General features: G+C 62.2%; 17 protein-coding genes, 1 tRNA gene and 2 pseudogenes. 7 read left to right on the top strand and 13 right to left on the bottom strand.

Annotation, left to right across the window (positions count from 1 at the left end):
* Window positions 1-53 precede the first annotated feature (53 nt).
* Window positions 54-422 (bottom strand): H-NS family nucleoid-associated regulatory protein, encoded by a 369-nt coding sequence (locus tag I6F33_RS26355; RefSeq protein WP_225144581.1) that lies wholly within the window; start codon window positions 420-422, stop codon window positions 54-56.
* A gap of 704 nt (window positions 423-1,126) precedes the next feature.
* On the opposite strand from I6F33_RS26355, the gene I6F33_RS26350 reads away from it, so the two are divergent.
* Complete coding sequence (locus I6F33_RS26350; protein ID WP_081493007.1) at window positions 1,127-1,513, top strand: H-NS family nucleoid-associated regulatory protein; 387 nt, start codon at window positions 1,127-1,129, stop codon at window positions 1,511-1,513.
* 146 nt (window positions 1,514-1,659) lie between these two features.
* Here I6F33_RS26350 and I6F33_RS26345 read toward each other — a convergent pair whose 3' ends face one another.
* The 3 genes from I6F33_RS26345 to I6F33_RS26335 form a co-directional block, all read right to left on the bottom strand.
* Complete coding sequence (locus I6F33_RS26345; RefSeq protein ID WP_225144580.1) at window positions 1,660-2,688, bottom strand: nucleotidyltransferase family protein; 1,029 nt, start codon at window positions 2,686-2,688, stop codon at window positions 1,660-1,662.
* A 37-nt stretch (window positions 2,689-2,725) separates the two neighbouring features.
* On the bottom strand, window positions 2,726-3,766 hold the full coding sequence (locus I6F33_RS26340) for a serine/threonine protein kinase (protein ID WP_225144579.1): 1,041 nt from the start codon (window positions 3,764-3,766) through the stop codon (window positions 2,726-2,728).
* 283 nt (window positions 3,767-4,049) lie between these two features.
* On the bottom strand, window positions 4,050-4,295 hold the full coding sequence (locus tag I6F33_RS26335) for a hypothetical protein (protein ID WP_225114290.1): 246 nt from the start codon (window positions 4,293-4,295) through the stop codon (window positions 4,050-4,052).
* A 703-nt stretch (window positions 4,296-4,998) separates the two neighbouring features.
* On the opposite strand from I6F33_RS26335, the gene I6F33_RS26330 reads away from it, so the two are divergent.
* On the top strand, window positions 4,999-5,214 hold the full coding sequence (locus I6F33_RS26330; RefSeq protein WP_074448160.1) for a hypothetical protein: 216 nt from the start codon (window positions 4,999-5,001) through the stop codon (window positions 5,212-5,214).
* A 685-nt stretch (window positions 5,215-5,899) separates the two neighbouring features.
* Window positions 5,900-6,035 (top strand): annotated as a pseudogene (locus I6F33_RS26325) (SOS response-associated peptidase); the annotation flags it as partial.
* A gap of 182 nt (window positions 6,036-6,217) precedes the next feature.
* Here the strand turns inward: I6F33_RS26325 and I6F33_RS26320 are convergent.
* Together I6F33_RS26320 and I6F33_RS26315 are read right to left on the bottom strand one after the other, a co-directional pair.
* Window positions 6,218-6,302, bottom strand: a tRNA-Leu gene (locus I6F33_RS26320).
* 197 nt (window positions 6,303-6,499) lie between these two features.
* Complete coding sequence (locus tag I6F33_RS26315; RefSeq protein ID WP_018647371.1) at window positions 6,500-6,742, bottom strand: FliM/FliN family flagellar motor switch protein; 243 nt, start codon at window positions 6,740-6,742, stop codon at window positions 6,500-6,502.
* An 82-nt stretch (window positions 6,743-6,824) separates the two neighbouring features.
* Between I6F33_RS26315 and lipB the strand changes: the two genes are divergently transcribed.
* Window positions 6,825-7,562: a lipoyl(octanoyl) transferase LipB gene (gene lipB / locus I6F33_RS26310; protein ID WP_225144578.1), complete on the top strand. Its 738-nt coding sequence runs from the start codon at window positions 6,825-6,827 to the stop codon at window positions 7,560-7,562.
* Between the two features lie 198 nt (window positions 7,563-7,760).
* Entirely contained in the window at window positions 7,761-8,474 is a 714-nt protein-coding gene (locus tag I6F33_RS26305) for a DNA helicase (RefSeq protein ID WP_225144577.1), read from the top strand.
* Window positions 8,475-8,519: 45 nt separating this feature from the next.
* Here I6F33_RS26305 and I6F33_RS26300 read toward each other — a convergent pair whose 3' ends face one another.
* Window positions 8,520-8,942 (bottom strand): 4-oxalocrotonate tautomerase family protein, encoded by a 423-nt coding sequence (locus tag I6F33_RS26300; RefSeq protein WP_225144576.1) that lies wholly within the window; start codon window positions 8,940-8,942, stop codon window positions 8,520-8,522.
* A gap of 111 nt (window positions 8,943-9,053) precedes the next feature.
* Between I6F33_RS26300 and I6F33_RS26295 the strand changes: the two genes are divergently transcribed.
* Window positions 9,054-9,905, top strand: a complete 852-nt coding sequence (locus I6F33_RS26295; protein ID WP_225144575.1) for a LysR substrate-binding domain-containing protein — start codon at window positions 9,054-9,056, stop codon at window positions 9,903-9,905.
* A 57-nt stretch (window positions 9,906-9,962) separates the two neighbouring features.
* On the opposite strand, the pseudogene I6F33_RS26290 reads toward I6F33_RS26295, so the two are convergent.
* The 3 genes and pseudogenes from I6F33_RS26290 to I6F33_RS26280 form a co-directional block, all read right to left on the bottom strand.
* Window positions 9,963-11,398 (bottom strand): annotated as a pseudogene (locus I6F33_RS26290) (TIGR01777 family oxidoreductase).
* The gene (locus I6F33_RS26285) at window positions 11,395-12,060 is read right to left on the bottom strand and encodes a DUF4166 domain-containing protein (RefSeq protein WP_225144574.1); all 666 of its coding nucleotides are present in this window, start codon (window positions 12,058-12,060) and stop codon (window positions 11,395-11,397) included. The pseudogene I6F33_RS26290 and the gene I6F33_RS26285 overlap by 4 nt, the downstream one beginning before the upstream one ends.
* A gap of 16 nt (window positions 12,061-12,076) precedes the next feature.
* On the bottom strand, window positions 12,077-12,634 hold the full coding sequence (locus I6F33_RS26280) for a GbsR/MarR family transcriptional regulator (RefSeq protein ID WP_225144573.1): 558 nt from the start codon (window positions 12,632-12,634) through the stop codon (window positions 12,077-12,079).
* Window positions 12,635-12,774: 140 nt separating this feature from the next.
* Here I6F33_RS26280 and I6F33_RS26275 point away from each other — a divergent pair, with 140 nt between their 5' ends.
* Window positions 12,775-14,292 (top strand): PAS domain-containing sensor histidine kinase, encoded by a 1,518-nt coding sequence (locus tag I6F33_RS26275; RefSeq protein WP_225144572.1) that lies wholly within the window; start codon window positions 12,775-12,777, stop codon window positions 14,290-14,292.
* Between the two features lie 129 nt (window positions 14,293-14,421).
* On the opposite strand, the gene I6F33_RS26270 is transcribed toward I6F33_RS26275, so the two are convergent.
* From I6F33_RS26270 to I6F33_RS26260, 3 genes are all read right to left on the bottom strand, one after another.
* Entirely contained in the window at window positions 14,422-14,721 is a 300-nt protein-coding gene (locus tag I6F33_RS26270; protein WP_225144571.1) for an acylphosphatase, read from the bottom strand.
* Window positions 14,718-15,587, bottom strand: coding sequence for an oxaloacetate decarboxylase (locus I6F33_RS26265; RefSeq protein WP_225144570.1), 870 nt, complete (start codon window positions 15,585-15,587; stop codon window positions 14,718-14,720). The genes I6F33_RS26270 and I6F33_RS26265 overlap by 4 nt, the downstream gene beginning before the upstream one ends.
* A 164-nt stretch (window positions 15,588-15,751) precedes the next feature.
* On the bottom strand, window positions 15,752-16,566 hold an 815-nt coding region (locus tag I6F33_RS26260; RefSeq protein WP_225144569.1), incomplete at its 5' end, for a biotin/lipoyl-containing protein.

Here is a 16,566-nt window from a genome sequence, read left to right as displayed (position 1 = left end):
CATGCGAGTAGCGCCTCTTATTGGCCCTTACACTCCTGCCAATTGCCGATTAGTCACGCACGCTGGCGAAGCTTCGGACTTGCTTCGCCAATGCGAAACTCTTCAATTCTCCGGCCAGACTTCATTGCGGCAACCAACCAGCGCGGCCGCTTACCACGTCCCGACCAGGTCTCGGCCGTCTGCGGATTCCGATATTTCGGCAGCACCCGAGGATATTTGCGTCTCGGCTTGCCGGTCGAAGACACGCCTGCCGGGCTCGAATCCGCCAAAACAGCCATCCCGCCCCCAAGTGCCGCTAAGCGCTTTTCCAGCTCGTTCTTTTCCGCCTTGATCCGGTCAGACAGGATCCCGCTGATTTCCTCATGAAGCGACCAGAGATCGTCAAGGGACATCGCTTCTAACTCAAGTTTCTTAGCCGCCATGATCTCACCGTGTAGTTGCGCCCAACCCAATATTGCCTCTGTCGATATATTAATCAAGACAGAGAGCCCCGATTATCCCAGAAGAATGTTTGGAACCGAACTGGAACTGGCGCTCCAGATAACTGGGTCCACGTTAATAATCAAGCCGAGAAAATGAGCGATCCGCACAATTCAACCGCGGACAGGACATACGCACATCTATTTGCTTAATCACCGCGCGGGAACTGCTCAAGCCCCATCAGAGATGGCAATGAGCCGATCCCGTCAGGGACCTGCCACGCCGCAGCATTAGATGCTGACGCGCCGGACTGCTTTTGTTAAGCCTCGGCTGGCCTACCGCCTTGCGGCCTCTCCAGAGACGCAAACGGCAGCTAATAATCCCAATATCCTTCAGCGCGCGCCGTCTGAGCTCGATTTGGAAGCTCAGGGCCCGGATATCGGACAACACCGTCGACGGAGCCGCAAACCGGCCGACTGAATCCTGAAGACGTTCAAGAGGATACTCTATCAAACCATGCCTTCTACGCATCTTCGCAAGATTCTTTGCCACCGAGATCAATTAATAAAATAATCGTCGCAATAATTATTAAATAATATATAATAGATTTATTGTATGGTCAATTTGAGCACTGATTTGGTCAAACATTCATTCGTCACTCGGACGAAGAATGGCTGGATGACGACGGGTCAGTCGAGAGATGCTAATGCGAAGGCAAGATCTCGAAGCCATGGATTTTGAGGAACTTTGGCTCCTTCACGAGGAGCTGACAAAGATTCTCGCCGAAAAGATCACCGCCGAAAAGCGAGAGCTAGAAAAGCGTCTTGCGCAGCTCAACCAGCCGGATCAACTCGGCGGAGCTGAAAGCGGGGCGACTGAGGCGGGAACGGGCCAGCCGCCCCGTCGCAAATACCCGAAGGTCGTGCCGAAATACTTCAATCCGCTTCAGCCAACAGAGACTTGGTCCGGACGTGGTAAGCAGCCCCGCTGGCTCGTTGCCGCCCTGCAATCGGGCCATACGCTCGAGGAGTTCAAGATCCCCGAGAACGGTGAATCGTCCGAACGGAATGCTGGTGGTCGAGAGCATTCCTAGATGCGCGAAAGTCGGACACACCGCATTGAGCTGGGAACTTCCACCGTGCGTCCCGAGCGGCGAATTCCACCTCGAACAGGCGGCGGATCGAAAACCCGCTTGGCCAACCGACGCCTCAATCGCGAAAGCGCTGACGTTCGCTGGCCTTAGACCTTGCCCGCACGAGCTGCGGTCGTCGCGTTCAAAAGAAGTCGTAAGGTGCTAGCTCTTGGCACAGTCCACAATCCCCGTCGGTTCGCCCCTGTTTTTGTCGAGAGGATAGTTGCCTCTCTACGGTAGTTTCTGAAGTCAAGAAGGCTCATCGCCAGGAGAGGCACGCGCGTAGCCGGAAAGCGTGCTTGCATCAACTGACGCATGAACTGCAGGCGAGGAATCAGTCGGGAGCGCAACGTGTGTGGAATATCGACGCCAAGCAGCTCGGCAACGGCGATCAGCTGGGTTTCAACCGCGTTCTTCATCAAGTCGCCCGAGACACGAGAGGTAAGCTGCTCCCAATCGACAGGCTCGGCTGAATGGCTTAGGTCGCGCAATTCAACAAGGTGCCGCAGGTCGAGGTCGCCGAGCCAATAACCATAGTCTTGAAACTGGTCATGGATGATCAACATCAGCGCTTGGAAGGTTGGCGTGGGGATATATACGCGTGCCCGTCCGAGCGGCGCAGGAATACAATGGTTCAGCGCATGCCCGAAGTTCTGGTAGAGGTACGCAGGACCTGGAGCTGCCTGCTGCAGGTCGATGGACCCGACATCCTGGGGGCGATTCAGATCGGCATACCATCTAGGGCTTTCGGGAGGGGTCTGGTTATGGATATCGTACCCAATGCCAGATAGCGCGGCGACTGCCGTTCTGGCGTCGTCCGGCATGACCATGATATCCAGATCCGACATTATCCGAACGCCTCTTCGCGTCTGGGGCGCGGTCGCCAGTGTCGAAGCCCCCTTGAGTAGGACCGGCGTAATGCCATGACCGTTCAGCGCAACGACGGCCTCTTCGAGTTGAGCGACGAGGCGGTCATTGCGCAGCGCGTTTCGGCGGTGGATATGGCGAATATAGGCGCAGACGTCCTCCGGCAGCACCGACGCGAATTTGTCGACAAAGTCGATGAGCGCCGGCGTCGTCAGGGTCTGATTTGCGAGCCCGATGACGGACGTCCACTCTACGTCGACGGGCGGCATGCCTCGCAAGCAATTGCAGAGGCTCCTGACCGCGCTGCTATGCCTTGCCATTGCACAGATCCACAAGCAGGCGCCGAGCCTCTCCGGCCTCGCAGTAGGTGAGTTGAAGCGATTGCGCACCCGCGACAATCCGCCTTAAAGCAAGAAAGCCAGTCTGCGACAGTCTACCATCGCCGGCGAATGCGTGCTCGATGAGCCGCTTCATCGAAGCCAAACGATCTATTTCGGTTAGTTCGGTCGGACCGCTCGCGACCCGGTTCAAGAAGATGATCCAGCCTGCGGAGAAGCTTTCGTTCTGCGCATCAGGAATGGGTACGTACCGCACCCGAACGCCGTCGGAGCGGCAATGCGTCGCATCGTAGCGGTCGCCATGTAGTCGCGAGAGCAAGTCCCACGATCCTTCCTTGAGGGTGAGCGCAAACGGGACTCCGCAGATCGTTCCGTCACCGCCAACCAGCGCGACGTCATCGCCAGCGTACCGAAATCCGGCGTCCACCAGCTGCAGTGTGAGGGTAGACTTTCCTGCTCCCGGATGGCCGCATAACAACAGGCCCATGCCGTCGTTCACGAGAGACGCGGCATGAAGGGAGAACACCCAACGAATGTTTCGAATAAGCCGCTCGGTGACGTGAGCTTTGATCGTAGGAGCTAGTGCATCGACTTCGCATCTGGAAATGCTGGAATCCCCTGCGCGCAAGAACACTTGCTCATCCAGCATCATTGCCTCGATCGCGATGTCGCCGTCGCCGCCGGCACTCTGGTCCGACACACTGAATGGCGACAGCAGCCGCCTCAAGAGGTCCGGATTTGCAGCCCGGATGTCTATTCTGTGGCGACCCAGATGAGCTGAGAAGGCGCAATCGGTCGGCATTCGCCAATCGACTTCGAGCAACGCACGATCGATCCAGACATCTACGACCTGTCGCGTGAACTGGCGTGCCGTGTGCTCGTCAATGCCTTGCGCCGCAAGCCCCCGATAAATGTCTCCAAGCGAGGAGCCTTCCCCTAACTTGCACCAGATGAATGCCCCTACTCGGTCGAGTTCAAAAATCTTCTGCCCCGCTTCGCTGAAGATCATTGGTCGACCATCCAACAGCGCGAATACTGCATGCGGAGCCGGTCTCAATACTATCTCTGCCGACGATCTTTCCAGCACGGCTTCCACCAATGTGAACCATTCTGCCTCGCCTGTACCGGCGAGGCGGCGACAGCCTCCGGGATGCGATGTTGTCGCGGCACCGGACAAGCGGACCCGCCGCCCCCTGCGAGACTCAATCTAGCCTGGCCTGCGGCGCCTGCGATTTCGTTCACCCGAACACACGCCACCGGTCCGGCTCGTTTGGACATGTCAATCCGGCTGGTCATGCCGCGAGCTGACCGTCCTTGCCCCCGTCTTGAGGAGAAATGTTCAACCCCTGCTCTCCCATGAGGCTCGGCCTGGCGATCGACCGATGAGCATCCAATAGGTACCGATAAGCTTCGCGATCGGCACTCCGTTCTCTTAGAATGCGCTCCTTCTCGCCAATGCTGACCAATTCTGCGCGCATCTGAGCCAGCTGCAGCGTCTCCGAGGTGAGGTTGCACTCGTTAAGAATTAATTCCCACATTGTCTCCTCCAGCCGAAGAAACCTGGACGAGTGTACCTTACGTGATCGGCAGCAATTAACCAACGAGATTTATAGATTTTGCTTATAATCAAAATTTGTTTCATATTTGAACTTCGGGTGAGCATTCAATATCGCGGACAAAGCGCAACCACGTGCCGAACCGACTCGAGAATAATAATGGCCTGCAGAAGCCTACGGAGAAAAAGGGACTGACGTTTTTCGGCAATGCATCGCGCCGCGCAAAAAAATAAATCAGCCGAGAGTCGTAAATCAGACCGACAAGGCGAGTTTTAATTTGCACAAATAATAAAAAAGAGAATAGTTAACGGACTGCACCGAGGGGAGTGACACCAGTGATGCGGTTGGCTGATCTGTCCGTCGAGAGGAAATTGATGGTTTCGTCGCAGGGGGAACGTTCGACACGAAGTCGCGGGTATTTCGACATGACGGTTATTAGGCGCCTCCCAGAAGCGTTCGGTTGAGGTCGGACATTATTTAGAGTTGCGGCGAAAGCCCGCAGCTATCCCAAGAATTCGCCAAGCAGGAATCCGGTCGGTTGGAGAAGCGTCGTCACGAGCAAGCTGCCCTTTTGCTCGAACAACGACCCCAGGTGCGATGCCCCCCAAGTCACGCGCACCGACGAGAGCGCACTCCAGCCGGCCGGCCCTTTTACCCGACAAATACGTGTTTCAGGGAGGCTCGTATGGGCATGATCATGGTCAAGTGTCCGCAATCCGGCCGCGCGATTCCGACCGGCATCAAATCCGATCGTGAGACTTTCCTGCGAAGCATCGTGTTTTTCGGCAATACTCTTTGTCCGGACTGTCGGGCCAATCACAACTGGTTTGCCCGCGAGGCCTGGGTCGAGGAGCCGATCGTCAGAACAGTAGAGGTAGCTCGTACAGCGCCAACGTGCTGATGCAAATGACGCGCGCGCTTCGGAGAGTGTGTTGATATTCCCCTTCCGATAGCGCGTTGCTGTTGCAACGCATTGCAACCATTTAGAATATTTTCGCGCATTGTCGTAAAACGAACCGACGCCCCCGGTGGCCATCGCTTAGACGTTGTTGGCACGTCGCCACAAATCCGAGCTTCCGTCACGAATTCGGCAAAGGCCTGTTTGGGGGTGTTGTAGTGAGTAGTGGGATTTCCAGCCTGGCTGTTCTGCGTGACACAAGAATCGAGCTCGTCAGCCTGCTGGCTCAATTGAGGCGGCTCCGCGAGAAAGTAAGAAGGGCGGAAGCACGGCGCTCGGGACAAAGACGACGGTCAACGTCGGCATCGCGCGCCCGAGGCCGCCGAGCATGAGACATCGCATGCAAGGCATCCGCAGTTCAGGGCATTTGTGACGACTATGCTCCCTGGAGTTGAAGGCCAGCATGGAATTGCAAGCGCTCTTCTGGATCTCCGTTAGTGTAGGACCGCTTCATCGATACCCAACGGGCGAGGAGAACATTGGTGGCCCCGGTCGATAACAAGCGACGGTATCGGCTCTTTCGTTCCTATTCTGTTCCAATTGGGTTTGTCTGACCGACCCGCGAGCTGGCGCATGCCCAACCCGCAACTGACAACCGTCCTCGCCAGGCACCTCCCGAGACCTGAACGTGTGCAACCTCTACTCGAGGACGAAGAACGTGGGCGCGATCCGCCGCTTGTTTGGCGAGCTCAACAGCAGCGTCGGCAACTTGCCGAGCATGCCAGGCATTTTCCCGGATTGCCCGGCCACCAATCGTCCGCAACGTGCCCGACGGGCGTGAGGTCATTGCGGCCAGCTGTCCGCCGAAACTCATCATTACTTAGGATGGGGGTGAAATTTTGAAGGCAACGAGCAAGCCACACAGTGAGCTTGCGTTCACTTTCGACGGCTCTGGTACACTCGTATTCACCGCCACGGTGGGCAACCCGCCAGCGATCTGCAAATTTGGTGCGCTCGGAGGGACTCGAACCCCCACGGTGTTACCCACTGCCACCTCAAGGCAGCGCGTCTACCAGTTCCGCCACGAGCGCTAGGAGATGCCGGCCTGAGGTCGTTCGGGCGGCCGGATCAGCGGCGCCGATCTAACAAATCCATCAGGGGGATACAAGCCTGCAAAAGCCCTGAATTCCACAAGCTTGGCAGGAAAAACGCCGCCCTTCCCCGGGAGATCGGCCTTATCGGATACCCAGGCCGCTACCGCTTGCCCGGTCCCGTGTGACCGGGACCGCTACCGCGTCCCCGGCGAGCGCGGCAGCATCTGCTTGACCTCGACCGCGATTCTGTTGCGGTCGACCAGCACGACCCCGGAGGCGACCGGCAGATTGTTGGCGAGCACCTTGACCTCGTCGGCCTCGGTTGCGTCCAGCTCGATGATGGCGCCGCGGGAAAGACGTAATACCTGATGGATCGGCATGGTGGTCGTTCCGAGGACGACCATGAGATCCACGGTGACTTTGTCGAGAGTGGGCACTGTCAGGACCGCTGCAACTTGGGACTTGGGCCAAAGGACTTGGCATTTGCACCTGCGATCATCACCACGTTATGGTTAGCCAATGGTTAATTCCCCTGAAAGCCACCGCCAAGACCTCGATTTGACGTCGTTTTCCGCCGCGGGCGGCGAAGTTGTCGAATGGCGGATTTCGGATGCCCCGGTGCCCTATCCGGAGGCCGTGGCCGCCATGGAGGCGCGTGTCGTGGCGATCGCCGCGGGCGAGGCCCCTGAACTGGTCTGGCTGCTGGAACATCCCCCGCTCTACACCTCCGGCACCTCGGGCAAGGAAAGCGACCTGCTCGATGCCCGATTCCCCACCTATGCTGCGGGGCGCGGCGGGCAGCTCACCTATCACGGGCCCGGCCAGCGCGTGGCCTACATCATGCTCGACCTCAAGCGCCGCCGGCCGGACGTGCGGGCCTATGTCGCGAGCCTGGAGGAGCTGATCCTGAAAACGCTCGCCGCCTTCAACGTCCGCGGCGAGCGGCGCGAGGACCGGGTCGGCGTCTGGGTCAGACGACCCGACAAGGGACCTGAGCATGAAGACAAGATCGCGGCGATCGGCGTCCGTCTGAAGCGCTGGGTCTCGTTTCACGGCATCGCCATCAATGTCGAGCCGGAGCTGTCGCATTTCGCCGGCATCGTGCCCTGCGGCGTCGTCGACCCCCGTTACGGCGTCACCTCGCTGGTCGATCTCGGCCAGCTCGTGACCATGGCCGACGTCGACATCGCGCTCAGGCAGGCGTTCGAAGAGCTGTTCGGACCGACCCGCGCGCTGCTGCCGGAAGCGGCAGTCTAATACTTTTTTTGTTTGAGCCGACCGCGCCGCTCTCCGCCCGCCGCGGAATCAGCTACGCTTCATTTCGGTGCCGCCCACGCCTCCCCCCTCCGCCGGGAAAGCAGACCTCATGCCGGGCGAGTTGATCATCGGCCGACTGTTCGAGCGCCAGGCATAAGGAGGGGTTGCGATCCATGCTCGCAATGGGAGGTTTTGACGATGAAACTGTCTGCGCCCATCTACCATCTGAAGCGCAAGGCCAGGCGCCTGTCCCGCGAGGCCGGCATTCCGCTCCACGACGCGCTTGACCGCATCGCTGCGACGGAGGGCTTTTCCGCCTGGAGCATGCTCGCGGCGAAAGCAGCCGCACTGACGCCGGCGAGCAAACTGTTCCCGCAATTCCGGCCGGGCGATTTGGTGCTGGTCGGGGCCCGTCCCGGCCAGGGCAAGACGTTGATGGGCCTCGAACTTGCCATCGAAGCCATGAAGTTCGGCCATCGCGCCGCGTTCTTCTCGCTCGAATATACCGAGAAGGATGTGTTGGACCGCCTCCGGCCGATCGGCGTGGAGCCGGCGCAGTTCGACAAGCTGTTCGAGGTGGATTGCTCCGACGGAATCAGCGCCGATTACGTCGTCAAGCAGATGGTGGCGGCGCCGCGCGGCACCTTCGTCGTGATCGACTACCTGCAACTGCTCGATCAGAGGCGGGAAAATCCCGACCTCGCCGTGCAGGTGCGCGCGCTGAAGTCGTTCGCGCGCGACACGGGACTGATCGTCGTCTTCATCTCGCAGATCGATCGATCCTATGATCCCGCAGCCAAGCCCTGCCCCGATCTCGGCGATGTCCGCTTGCCGAACCCGCTGGACCTGAAACTGTTCGACAAGACGTGCTTCATCAACAACGCCGATGTGCAGTTCCGCGCCGCAAGCTGATGGCCTCGGGCCGCGGGTGAGATCGCTCACCCGCGGCCTCCCGCATCACGCCGCCTGCAGCGACACCTCGAGCTTGCCGGCGATGTAGCGCCGCTCCTGAGACAGGCCGCCAAAGCCGTAGGCGTCGCCCTTGACCTCGTCGACATGCAGGTAAGTCTCGGGATGCAGCGGGCCCAGGATCTCGGCCATGCGCTTGAACATGGCAGCGAGATAGGCCGCCTTCTCGTCCTTGGTGTTGGTGCCCTCGGTGACGTGGATGTCGATCCAGTAGCTGGCGAGCTTCTGCTCGGCGAGCGACTTGCCGCCGGCGAACCAGTCGCCCGCATCCACGGACTTCACGATGATGGCGGTAACCTTGGGGTCCTTGCGCAGGATCTTTGCGGTGAGCTCGGATACCGCGCTCGCGATGTCGGCCTTCAGCGACGGCGACTGGCGGGACGTGGTGTAGGACACGGTGATCAGGGGCATGGTCGTTCTCCTCGATAAGCTGCGCAACTTGCGCCGCGTTGGGGAGAAACTAGACCTGCCGCCGTCATTTTGGTATCTTATCTATACTGATACCAGTGATAATTATTTGTAATGAACGCCACACTCGACATCGCCACCGTCCAGGCCTTCCTTCTGGTCGCCGACCTCCAGAGCTTCACCCGCGCCGCCGAAGCGCTCGGCACGACGCAGGCCGCGGTCAGTCTCAAGCTGCAGCGGCTGGAGGCCTTGCTGGACAAGCGCCTCGTCGAGCGCTCGCCGCGCGCAGTCCGCCTCACTGCCGATGGCGCCGCGTTCCTCGGTCGCGCCCGCGCGCTGATGACGGCGCACGATCTCGCATTGTCGGGTGACGCACCGGCCACGCAGTCGCTCTCGCTCGGCATCTCCGATCACGCCGCAGGCCCCGAATTGGTGCCGCTGCTGGAACGCCTGCACGCGATGTCGTCCAGCCTCACCCTTGCCGTCACCATCGGATTCTCGCGCGAGATGCAGGATGCTTATGACTCGGGCGAGTTCGATGCGGTGATCGTGCGCCAGGAAGGCAGCCGCCGCGGCGGCGAGAAGCTGGCTGAGGACGAGTTTGGCTGGTTCGCCGCACGCCGATTCACGTTGCCGAAAGGCGAACCATTGCCGCTTGCGACCCTCGCCCCACCCTGTGGCGTCCGCGCCGTGGCGGTGCGCGCGCTCGACAAGGCCGGCATCTCCTGGCGCGAGCGCTTCGTCGGTGGCGGCGTCACCGCGGTGGTCGCGGCCGCGCTAGCGGGGCTTGCGATCGCGCCGCTGGCGCGGCGGATCGCGCCGCCCGGGCTGATGGACATCGGTCCTGCGCACAAGCTGCCGAAGCTCGGCAGCTCGAAGGTGATGCTGCATTCGAAGGTCAGCGATCCCGCGAAACTTGCCGCGCTGCGTGCGGTGGCGGCGACATTCCGGAGCGTGGCGGCTTAGGGCGTCAAGCCAACCTCGCCTTGTTCGTGCGCAAGTCGCGCAAGACATATCATCACCTCACAGGATCGCCTCGAACGCGCTGCGCAGCGTCTCGTGGCGGAACACGAAGCCGCGGCTCAACGCCTTGTTCGGCAGCACGCGCTGGCCGCCGAGCAGAAGCTCGTCGGCAAAGCCGCCGCCGATCCGGCGCGACAGGCCGCCGGGAATGCGGAACACGACCGGCCGGTGCAGGCGGCGGCCGAGTTCTTTGGTGAATTTCGCGTTGGTGACGGGGATCGGCGCCGTGGCGTTGACGGGACCCGACAGATCCGGCGTCGCGATCAGATAGGCGATCAGCCGGATCAGATCGTCGCGTTCGATCCAGGACCTCCACTGCCGCCCGGTGCCGAGCGGGCCGCCGAGGCCGAACTCGAATGGCGTCAGCATGCGCGTGACGAAGCCGCCTTCCGTGCCGAGCACGAGGCCGATGCGCAAATACACCACGCGCACGCCGAGCTCCTCCGCCGGCCGCGCGCTGTCTCCCAGGCCGCGCACAGCTCGTGGCTGAAGCAGGCATGCGACTTTGCCGATTCCGTCAGCACCTGGTCGGCCCAAAGGCCGTACCAGCCGATCGCCGAGCCGCTGATCAGCACCTCTGGCTTGCGCGCGAGCCGCGCGATCAGCTTGACGACCTCTGTGGTCATGTCGATGCGCGAACCGATGATCTTCGCACGCTTCGCTGCGGTCCAGAGGCCGTTGCCGATCGGCTCACCCGCGAGATTGACGATGGCGTCGATTGGCGTGTCCGCGGCGAGCTGGTCGAGGCTGGTGATCAGCGTCACCGGCGGCGGCAGCATCTCGGCCTTCGCCGGATTGCGGATCAGCGCAATGACGTGATGTCCTGCCCCGCTGAGGCTTGCCGCAAGCCGGCTGCCGATGAATCCAGTGGCGCCGGTGATTAGCACGGTCTTGCGGCCACCAACTTTTTCGACAAGCCCGGCTGCGGGAACACCCTTCATCCGAGCGAGCCGCCGCACCGCCGCGAAATCCCTGAGGCCGCACAGTGCCGCGCCAAATGCGCAGGCGGTCGCGGCGATGCTGAGCAGGCCCTCATAGACGACGATCACGCCGGCGGGCTGCATCGCCCAGGCGATTAGCACGGGCATCAACAGCACCAGAATGGCGCCGTAATTGATCGCAAGCAGCGTGTGATTGATGCGCTCGCTCGGCGGCAGCTTGCGGCTGAGGTCCTCCTCGATGAAATCCATCAAGGTGATGACGATCTCGGCAACCAGCACCGCGACGATCAACAGCGCCAGCACGCCGTGAACCTCGAGCCAGCCGAGCACCAGGAACAGCAGCGCATAAAGCATGTTGCGGATGCCGTGCAGCTTCAGCTCGAAGCGCTGCGACGGCCGCCAGGCCAGGCGCTCGGTGAATTCGTGATGATAGAAGGTGTCGAACACGCCCATCACGATCTGGATTGCGATGAGTGTCCACAACAGCGGAGTCATGATACGGCCTCCCTGAACAGGACGGACTGATGGATCAGCGCACCGCGACGCGGGTGAGTGACATCGAGCGTGAAGCGGAAGGCGCCCTCGCCGAGATCTCGATGTGTCACGATCAGCTCGCCCGGCGTCAGCCAGCCCGGCAGCGGAATCCACAGCCGTCTAAGCTGGAGGCCGTAGCCGGCGCTGCGAAAGATCAGTACCTGATCCTCGACCGCAATGCGCAGCGCCATCGACACGCCGAAGCCGACATATTCCTCAAGCCCGGTCGGACCGGCGAAGCGCTTGGCGGAATGGATCACCTGCGGAAAGCCGCGCTTGCGCGCGCAGATGCGCGTCCAGGTCTGGCCGCCGGTCGCGCCGTCCTCGGTGACCGTGACGATCATGGGCACACCGATATCGCGGCCGGCCGGCAACGGTCCGCCGATCAGGCGCGCGGCCTGCGCGAACCACCAGCCGAAATCGCTGAAGGCGAGCTCGTCGACCACGCCGACATAGACGATACTGTCGCCGTCGGCGACGCGTTTCGAGAAGCGGCGCCAGGTGGCGAGCGGCAAGCGGCCCCAATCCTCGTCCGACAGCAGCGTGCGGAAACGTCGGTCGTCGAGCAGTCTTACGTGAGCGGAGGTCGATGCGTTGGAGCCCGATAGTCTTGCCGACGTCATCGCAACCTCCTCGATGCTATTTGACCTTGCCGATCGGCAGCAGGTTGGCGATCTTCTCGCCAAGTCGCATCAAGGCGACCAGCCGCGGCCGCGGCACCTTCAGCATCTGCATGAACCAGTGGTCGGCGAGCTCGGAGAACGCGAGCATCTCCTTGAGGCGCTTGGCTGCAACGGGACTGATGCCGGGATCGTCCGTGGCATCGGATACGCAGGCGCGAAGCGCCGCGATCGCCGGGTCGATCTCCCGCTCCTTGCGCCGCGCCGCGATCCTCGCGGCGATCTCCCAGATGTCGGTCTCGGCCTCGTAATGGTCGCGGCGGTCGCCCAGGATCGGCACCCGCCGGATCAGGTTCCAGGCGAGCAGCTCCTTCAGCGAGTTGGAGACGTTGGACCGTGCCAAGCCGAGCGTCTCGGCGATGTCCTCGGCCGTCATCGGCGCCTCGGCGAGATAAAGCAGCCCATGAATCTGGCTTACCGAACGGTTCACCCCCCACTCGTCGCCCATGTCGCCCCAGTGCAGGATGAAGCGCTCGACGGCCGCGGGCAGTTTCTTTTTTCCGGTTATTTCTGTCATGACAGAAATGTCAGACAAAACCGGTTTCGTGTCAAGGGGAAGGCTTGCATACGGCGCGCTTTCGCTGCCTAGAAATGTCCCAGAGGGCGGGAACCATCTCGCGGATGCCGCGTTTGTTCCCGTCGAGGCGGGGTCCGGGAATGGTCGAAAAGTTCAGTCAACAGAGAGACCTGTTCGAGAGCGAGCGCAGTTTCCGGCTGTTGGTTGAGGGGGTTGCCGACTACGCCCTCTACATGCTCGACCCCAACGGGATCATCACCAGCTGGAACATCGGCGGCGAACGCATCAAGGGTTACTCCCCCGAGGAGATCCTCGGCCAGCATTTTTCCCGTTTCTACACCGAGACCGACCGCGCCAATGGCAAGCCGGCGCGGGCGCTCGGCATCGCGCGGGAAAAAGGCCGATACGAGGAGGAAGGCTGGCGCGTCCGCAAGGACGGCACGTTCTTCTGGGCGAGCGTCGTGATCGACCCGATCTACGAGGACGGCAGGCTGATCGGCTTCGCCAAGATCACACGCGACATCACAGAGCGCCGCAATGCCCAGCTCAAGCTCGAGGCGATGCAGAAGCAGTTGGCCGAGTCGCAGAAATTCGATGCGCTGGGGCAGCTCACCGGAGGGGTCGCCCACGACTTCAACAATCTTCTGATGATCATCAGCGGCAGCCTGCACATCCTGAAGAAAGGCGCCGCAGACGATCCCAAGCTCGAGCGCGCCATCTCGGCGATCGACACCGCGACCAAGCGCGGCGCAGCGCTGACCAACCAGCTTCTCACCTTCGCGCGTCGGCAAAGCGTCAACCCGCAGGCGATCGATTTTGCCGACCGCGTCGCGGCGATCCGCGAGGTGCTCGACGCGGGCGTCGGCAGCTCCGTGCGTCTCGCTTTCGACATCCACTCCGACACCTGGCCGATCAAGGCCGACGTCTCCGAGCTCGAGACCGCGCTGCTCAATCTCGTCATCAATGCCCGCGACGCGATGCCGGACGGCGGCACGGTGACGATAGGTGCGCGCAATCTCGCGCTGAACGAGGCGCCCCTCGTCGGCGATTTCGTCGCAATCGACGTCCGCGATACCGGGCTCGGAATTCCTTCCGACGTTCTCGACAAGATCTTCGAGCCGTTCTTCACGACCAAGCCGATCGGAAAAGGCACGGGCCTCGGCCTTTCGCAGGTCCACGGCTTCGCCCACCAGGCCGGCGGCACGGTGAAGGTCGCGAGCGAGCTCGGCCAGGGCACGACATTCACCATCGTCCTGCCGCGCGGCAACGCTATGCCGTCGCGGGAGGTACCGGAAGCGGCGTTCCGCGGCAGCGGCACGGTGCTGCTGGTCGAGGACAATCCCGATGTCGCGCTGGTCAGCATCGGTCTTCTGGAGCAGCTCGGCTACCGGGTGCGCCGTGTCGCCGATGCAGAAGCGGCATTGCGTGAGATCGAGAGCGATGGCGTCGACTTCGTGTTCTCGGACATTGTCATGCCCGGCAAGATGGACGGCCTCAGCCTCGCCCATCACCTCCGTCAGATCCGTCCCGGCCTGCCGATCCTGCTCGCCACCGGCTACAGCGAGGTCGCCGCCGGCGTCCGCGGCGATTTCCCGATTCTGCGCAAGCCTTATGAGATCCACGAGCTGAGCGAGGCGATCGCGAAATTGCCGAGGTGAATGTTCACCGCTTACCAAGGCCAACTCGCCGTCATGGCCGGGCTTGTCCCGGCCATCCACGCCTGGACACGGGCACCAAGAACGTGGATGCCCGGGACAAGCCCGGGCATGACGATCTCTTGTGAACTATCACACCGTCGGCAGCACCGAAAACGCTTCCCCTGCCCTGCGCAAACTCAGTTCATCCACGCTTGCCGTCTCACTGGTGACACTGTCGACGCGCGAGGACGGCGGGCCGTGGCGGCACAGCGCGACCATGTCGGCAACGTGCGTCGGCGCGCCGGCGAACAGCGCTTCCACGCTGCCGTCACGGCGGTTGCGGACCCAGCCTTCGAGGGCATACGCGATGGCCTGAGACTCCACCCAGGCTCGATAACCGACGCCCTGCACGCGGCCGCGGATCATGACCTGGAGAATCGCCCGACTCATGTCTTCTTCCATCCGAGCAAATCGGAGCTGCGCGCCTTGACCGCGGCCTCGCGCGTAACGCGCGCCATCAGCTCCGACGATGCCAGGCCCTTGAGGCTTTTTGGCGCCATGCCCTCGCGCAACGCCTTCTGTGTCTCGTAGACGGCTTGCGTCGCGGCGGCGATCGGCGCATGGCCCTGCAGCGCGATGCGCACGCGCTGGCCCTGGAGATAATCGAGCCCACTCAATTCCTCGGACGCGCCGCCGAGCACGATCGGCAGCCGCGTGGCGGAGACGATGGCCTCGAGCTCGGCGCGCGACTTGATGCCGGTGAAAAACAGCGCATCGACGCCGGCGGCCTCATAAGCCTGGGCGCGGCGCACCGCATCCTCGATCGAGGTGATCGCGGCTGCGCCTGTGCGGCCCATGATGACCACCGAGGGATCGCTGCGGCCGCCAAGCGCCGCCTCCATCTTGCCGACGCCCTCCTCCAGCGAGATCAGCTGTGCCTTCGTCGCACCGAATGCGGCCGGCAACAGTGTGTCCTCGATGGTGAGGCCGGCCGCGCCCGACGTCTCCAGCTCCTGCACCGTGCGGCGCACGTTCAGCGCATTGCCATAGCCGTGATCGGCGTCGACGAGCACCGGCAGCGCCGAGGCCCGCGACATCCGCCGCATCTGCTCGGCAAGCTCGGTGAGCGTGATCAGCGTGACATCGGGATCGCCGAGCACGGCGAGCGAAGCCACCGATCCGCCGAACATGCCAAGCGGAAAGCCGAGATCCTCGGCAATCCGGATCGAGATCGCGTCATAGACCGAGCCGGGATGGACGCACGTCCCGCCCGACAGGATCGATCGCAGTTTCTCGCGGCGGGAACGAAAGGCCATGGTTGCCCTCCCAATTATTGCGACGCAGCCGCAACGTACTCCGTCATTGCGAGCGCAGCGAAGCAATCCAGTGTCTTTCCGCAGAGGCAGTCTGGATTGCTTCGCTGCGCTCGCAATGACGGTGAGCTTGGGGCCCGGCAAGACCCCCACTCACATCTTTTATCTTACGCAAACTCCAGGATCAGCGCGTCCACCGCGAGTGTCGCGCCGGCGCTGGCGTGGATCTTCTTCACGGTTCCGTCCTGTTCGGCGCGCAGCACGTTCTGCATCTTCATGGCTTCGACCACCGCCAGGGTCTCGCCGGCCTTGACCTCCTGCCCCTCGCTCACCGCGATCGAGATGACGAGGCCCGGCATCGGGCAGAGCAGCTTCTTGCCGCTGTCGGAGGCCGTGGTCACCGGCATCAGCCGCGCGGAGGCCGCCTCGGCCTCGGTCCAGACATAGACCGGCACCTCGACGCCCTGATGCGCGAGGCGGATGCCGTTGGCGATCGGGCGGGTCTGCACGGCGACGAACTGACCGTCGATGGTGCCCTGCCAGACCGGATCGCCCGGCTTCCACGGCGACTGCAACAGATGCGTGTTGCCGGCCTTGCCGTCGGCGTCGATGAAGCGGATCGTGATCGCTTCGCCTTCGCGCGCGACCTCGAGCAGTATCTCCTGGCGGTCGAGCCAAACCGCGCGACGCCGCTCGCGCTGCACGACGCGGCCGCCCATCTGGCCGGAGATCTGCCGTTTGCGCGCTCCGAGCACGTGATCGATCGCGGCGCCGACCGCGGCGATGCGACGCGCGACCTCACCCTCGGGCACACGCACCGCAAAACCCTTGGGGAATTCCTCGGCGATGAAGCCGGTCGAGAGCCGTCCCTCGCGCCAACGCGGATGATGCATCAAGGCCGACAGGAACGGGATGTTGTGGCGGATGCCATCGACATAGAACGAGTCCAGTGCAGTCGCCTGCGCCTCGATCGCCGCCGCGC

This window comes from Bradyrhizobium sp. BRP20 (genome assembly GCF_020194215.1).
GTDB lineage: Bacteria > Pseudomonadota > Alphaproteobacteria > Rhizobiales > Xanthobacteraceae > Bradyrhizobium > Bradyrhizobium yuanmingense.
The sequence above is the reverse complement of the archived record's forward strand: the minus strand, read 5'-3'. Positions and strand labels throughout refer to the sequence as shown.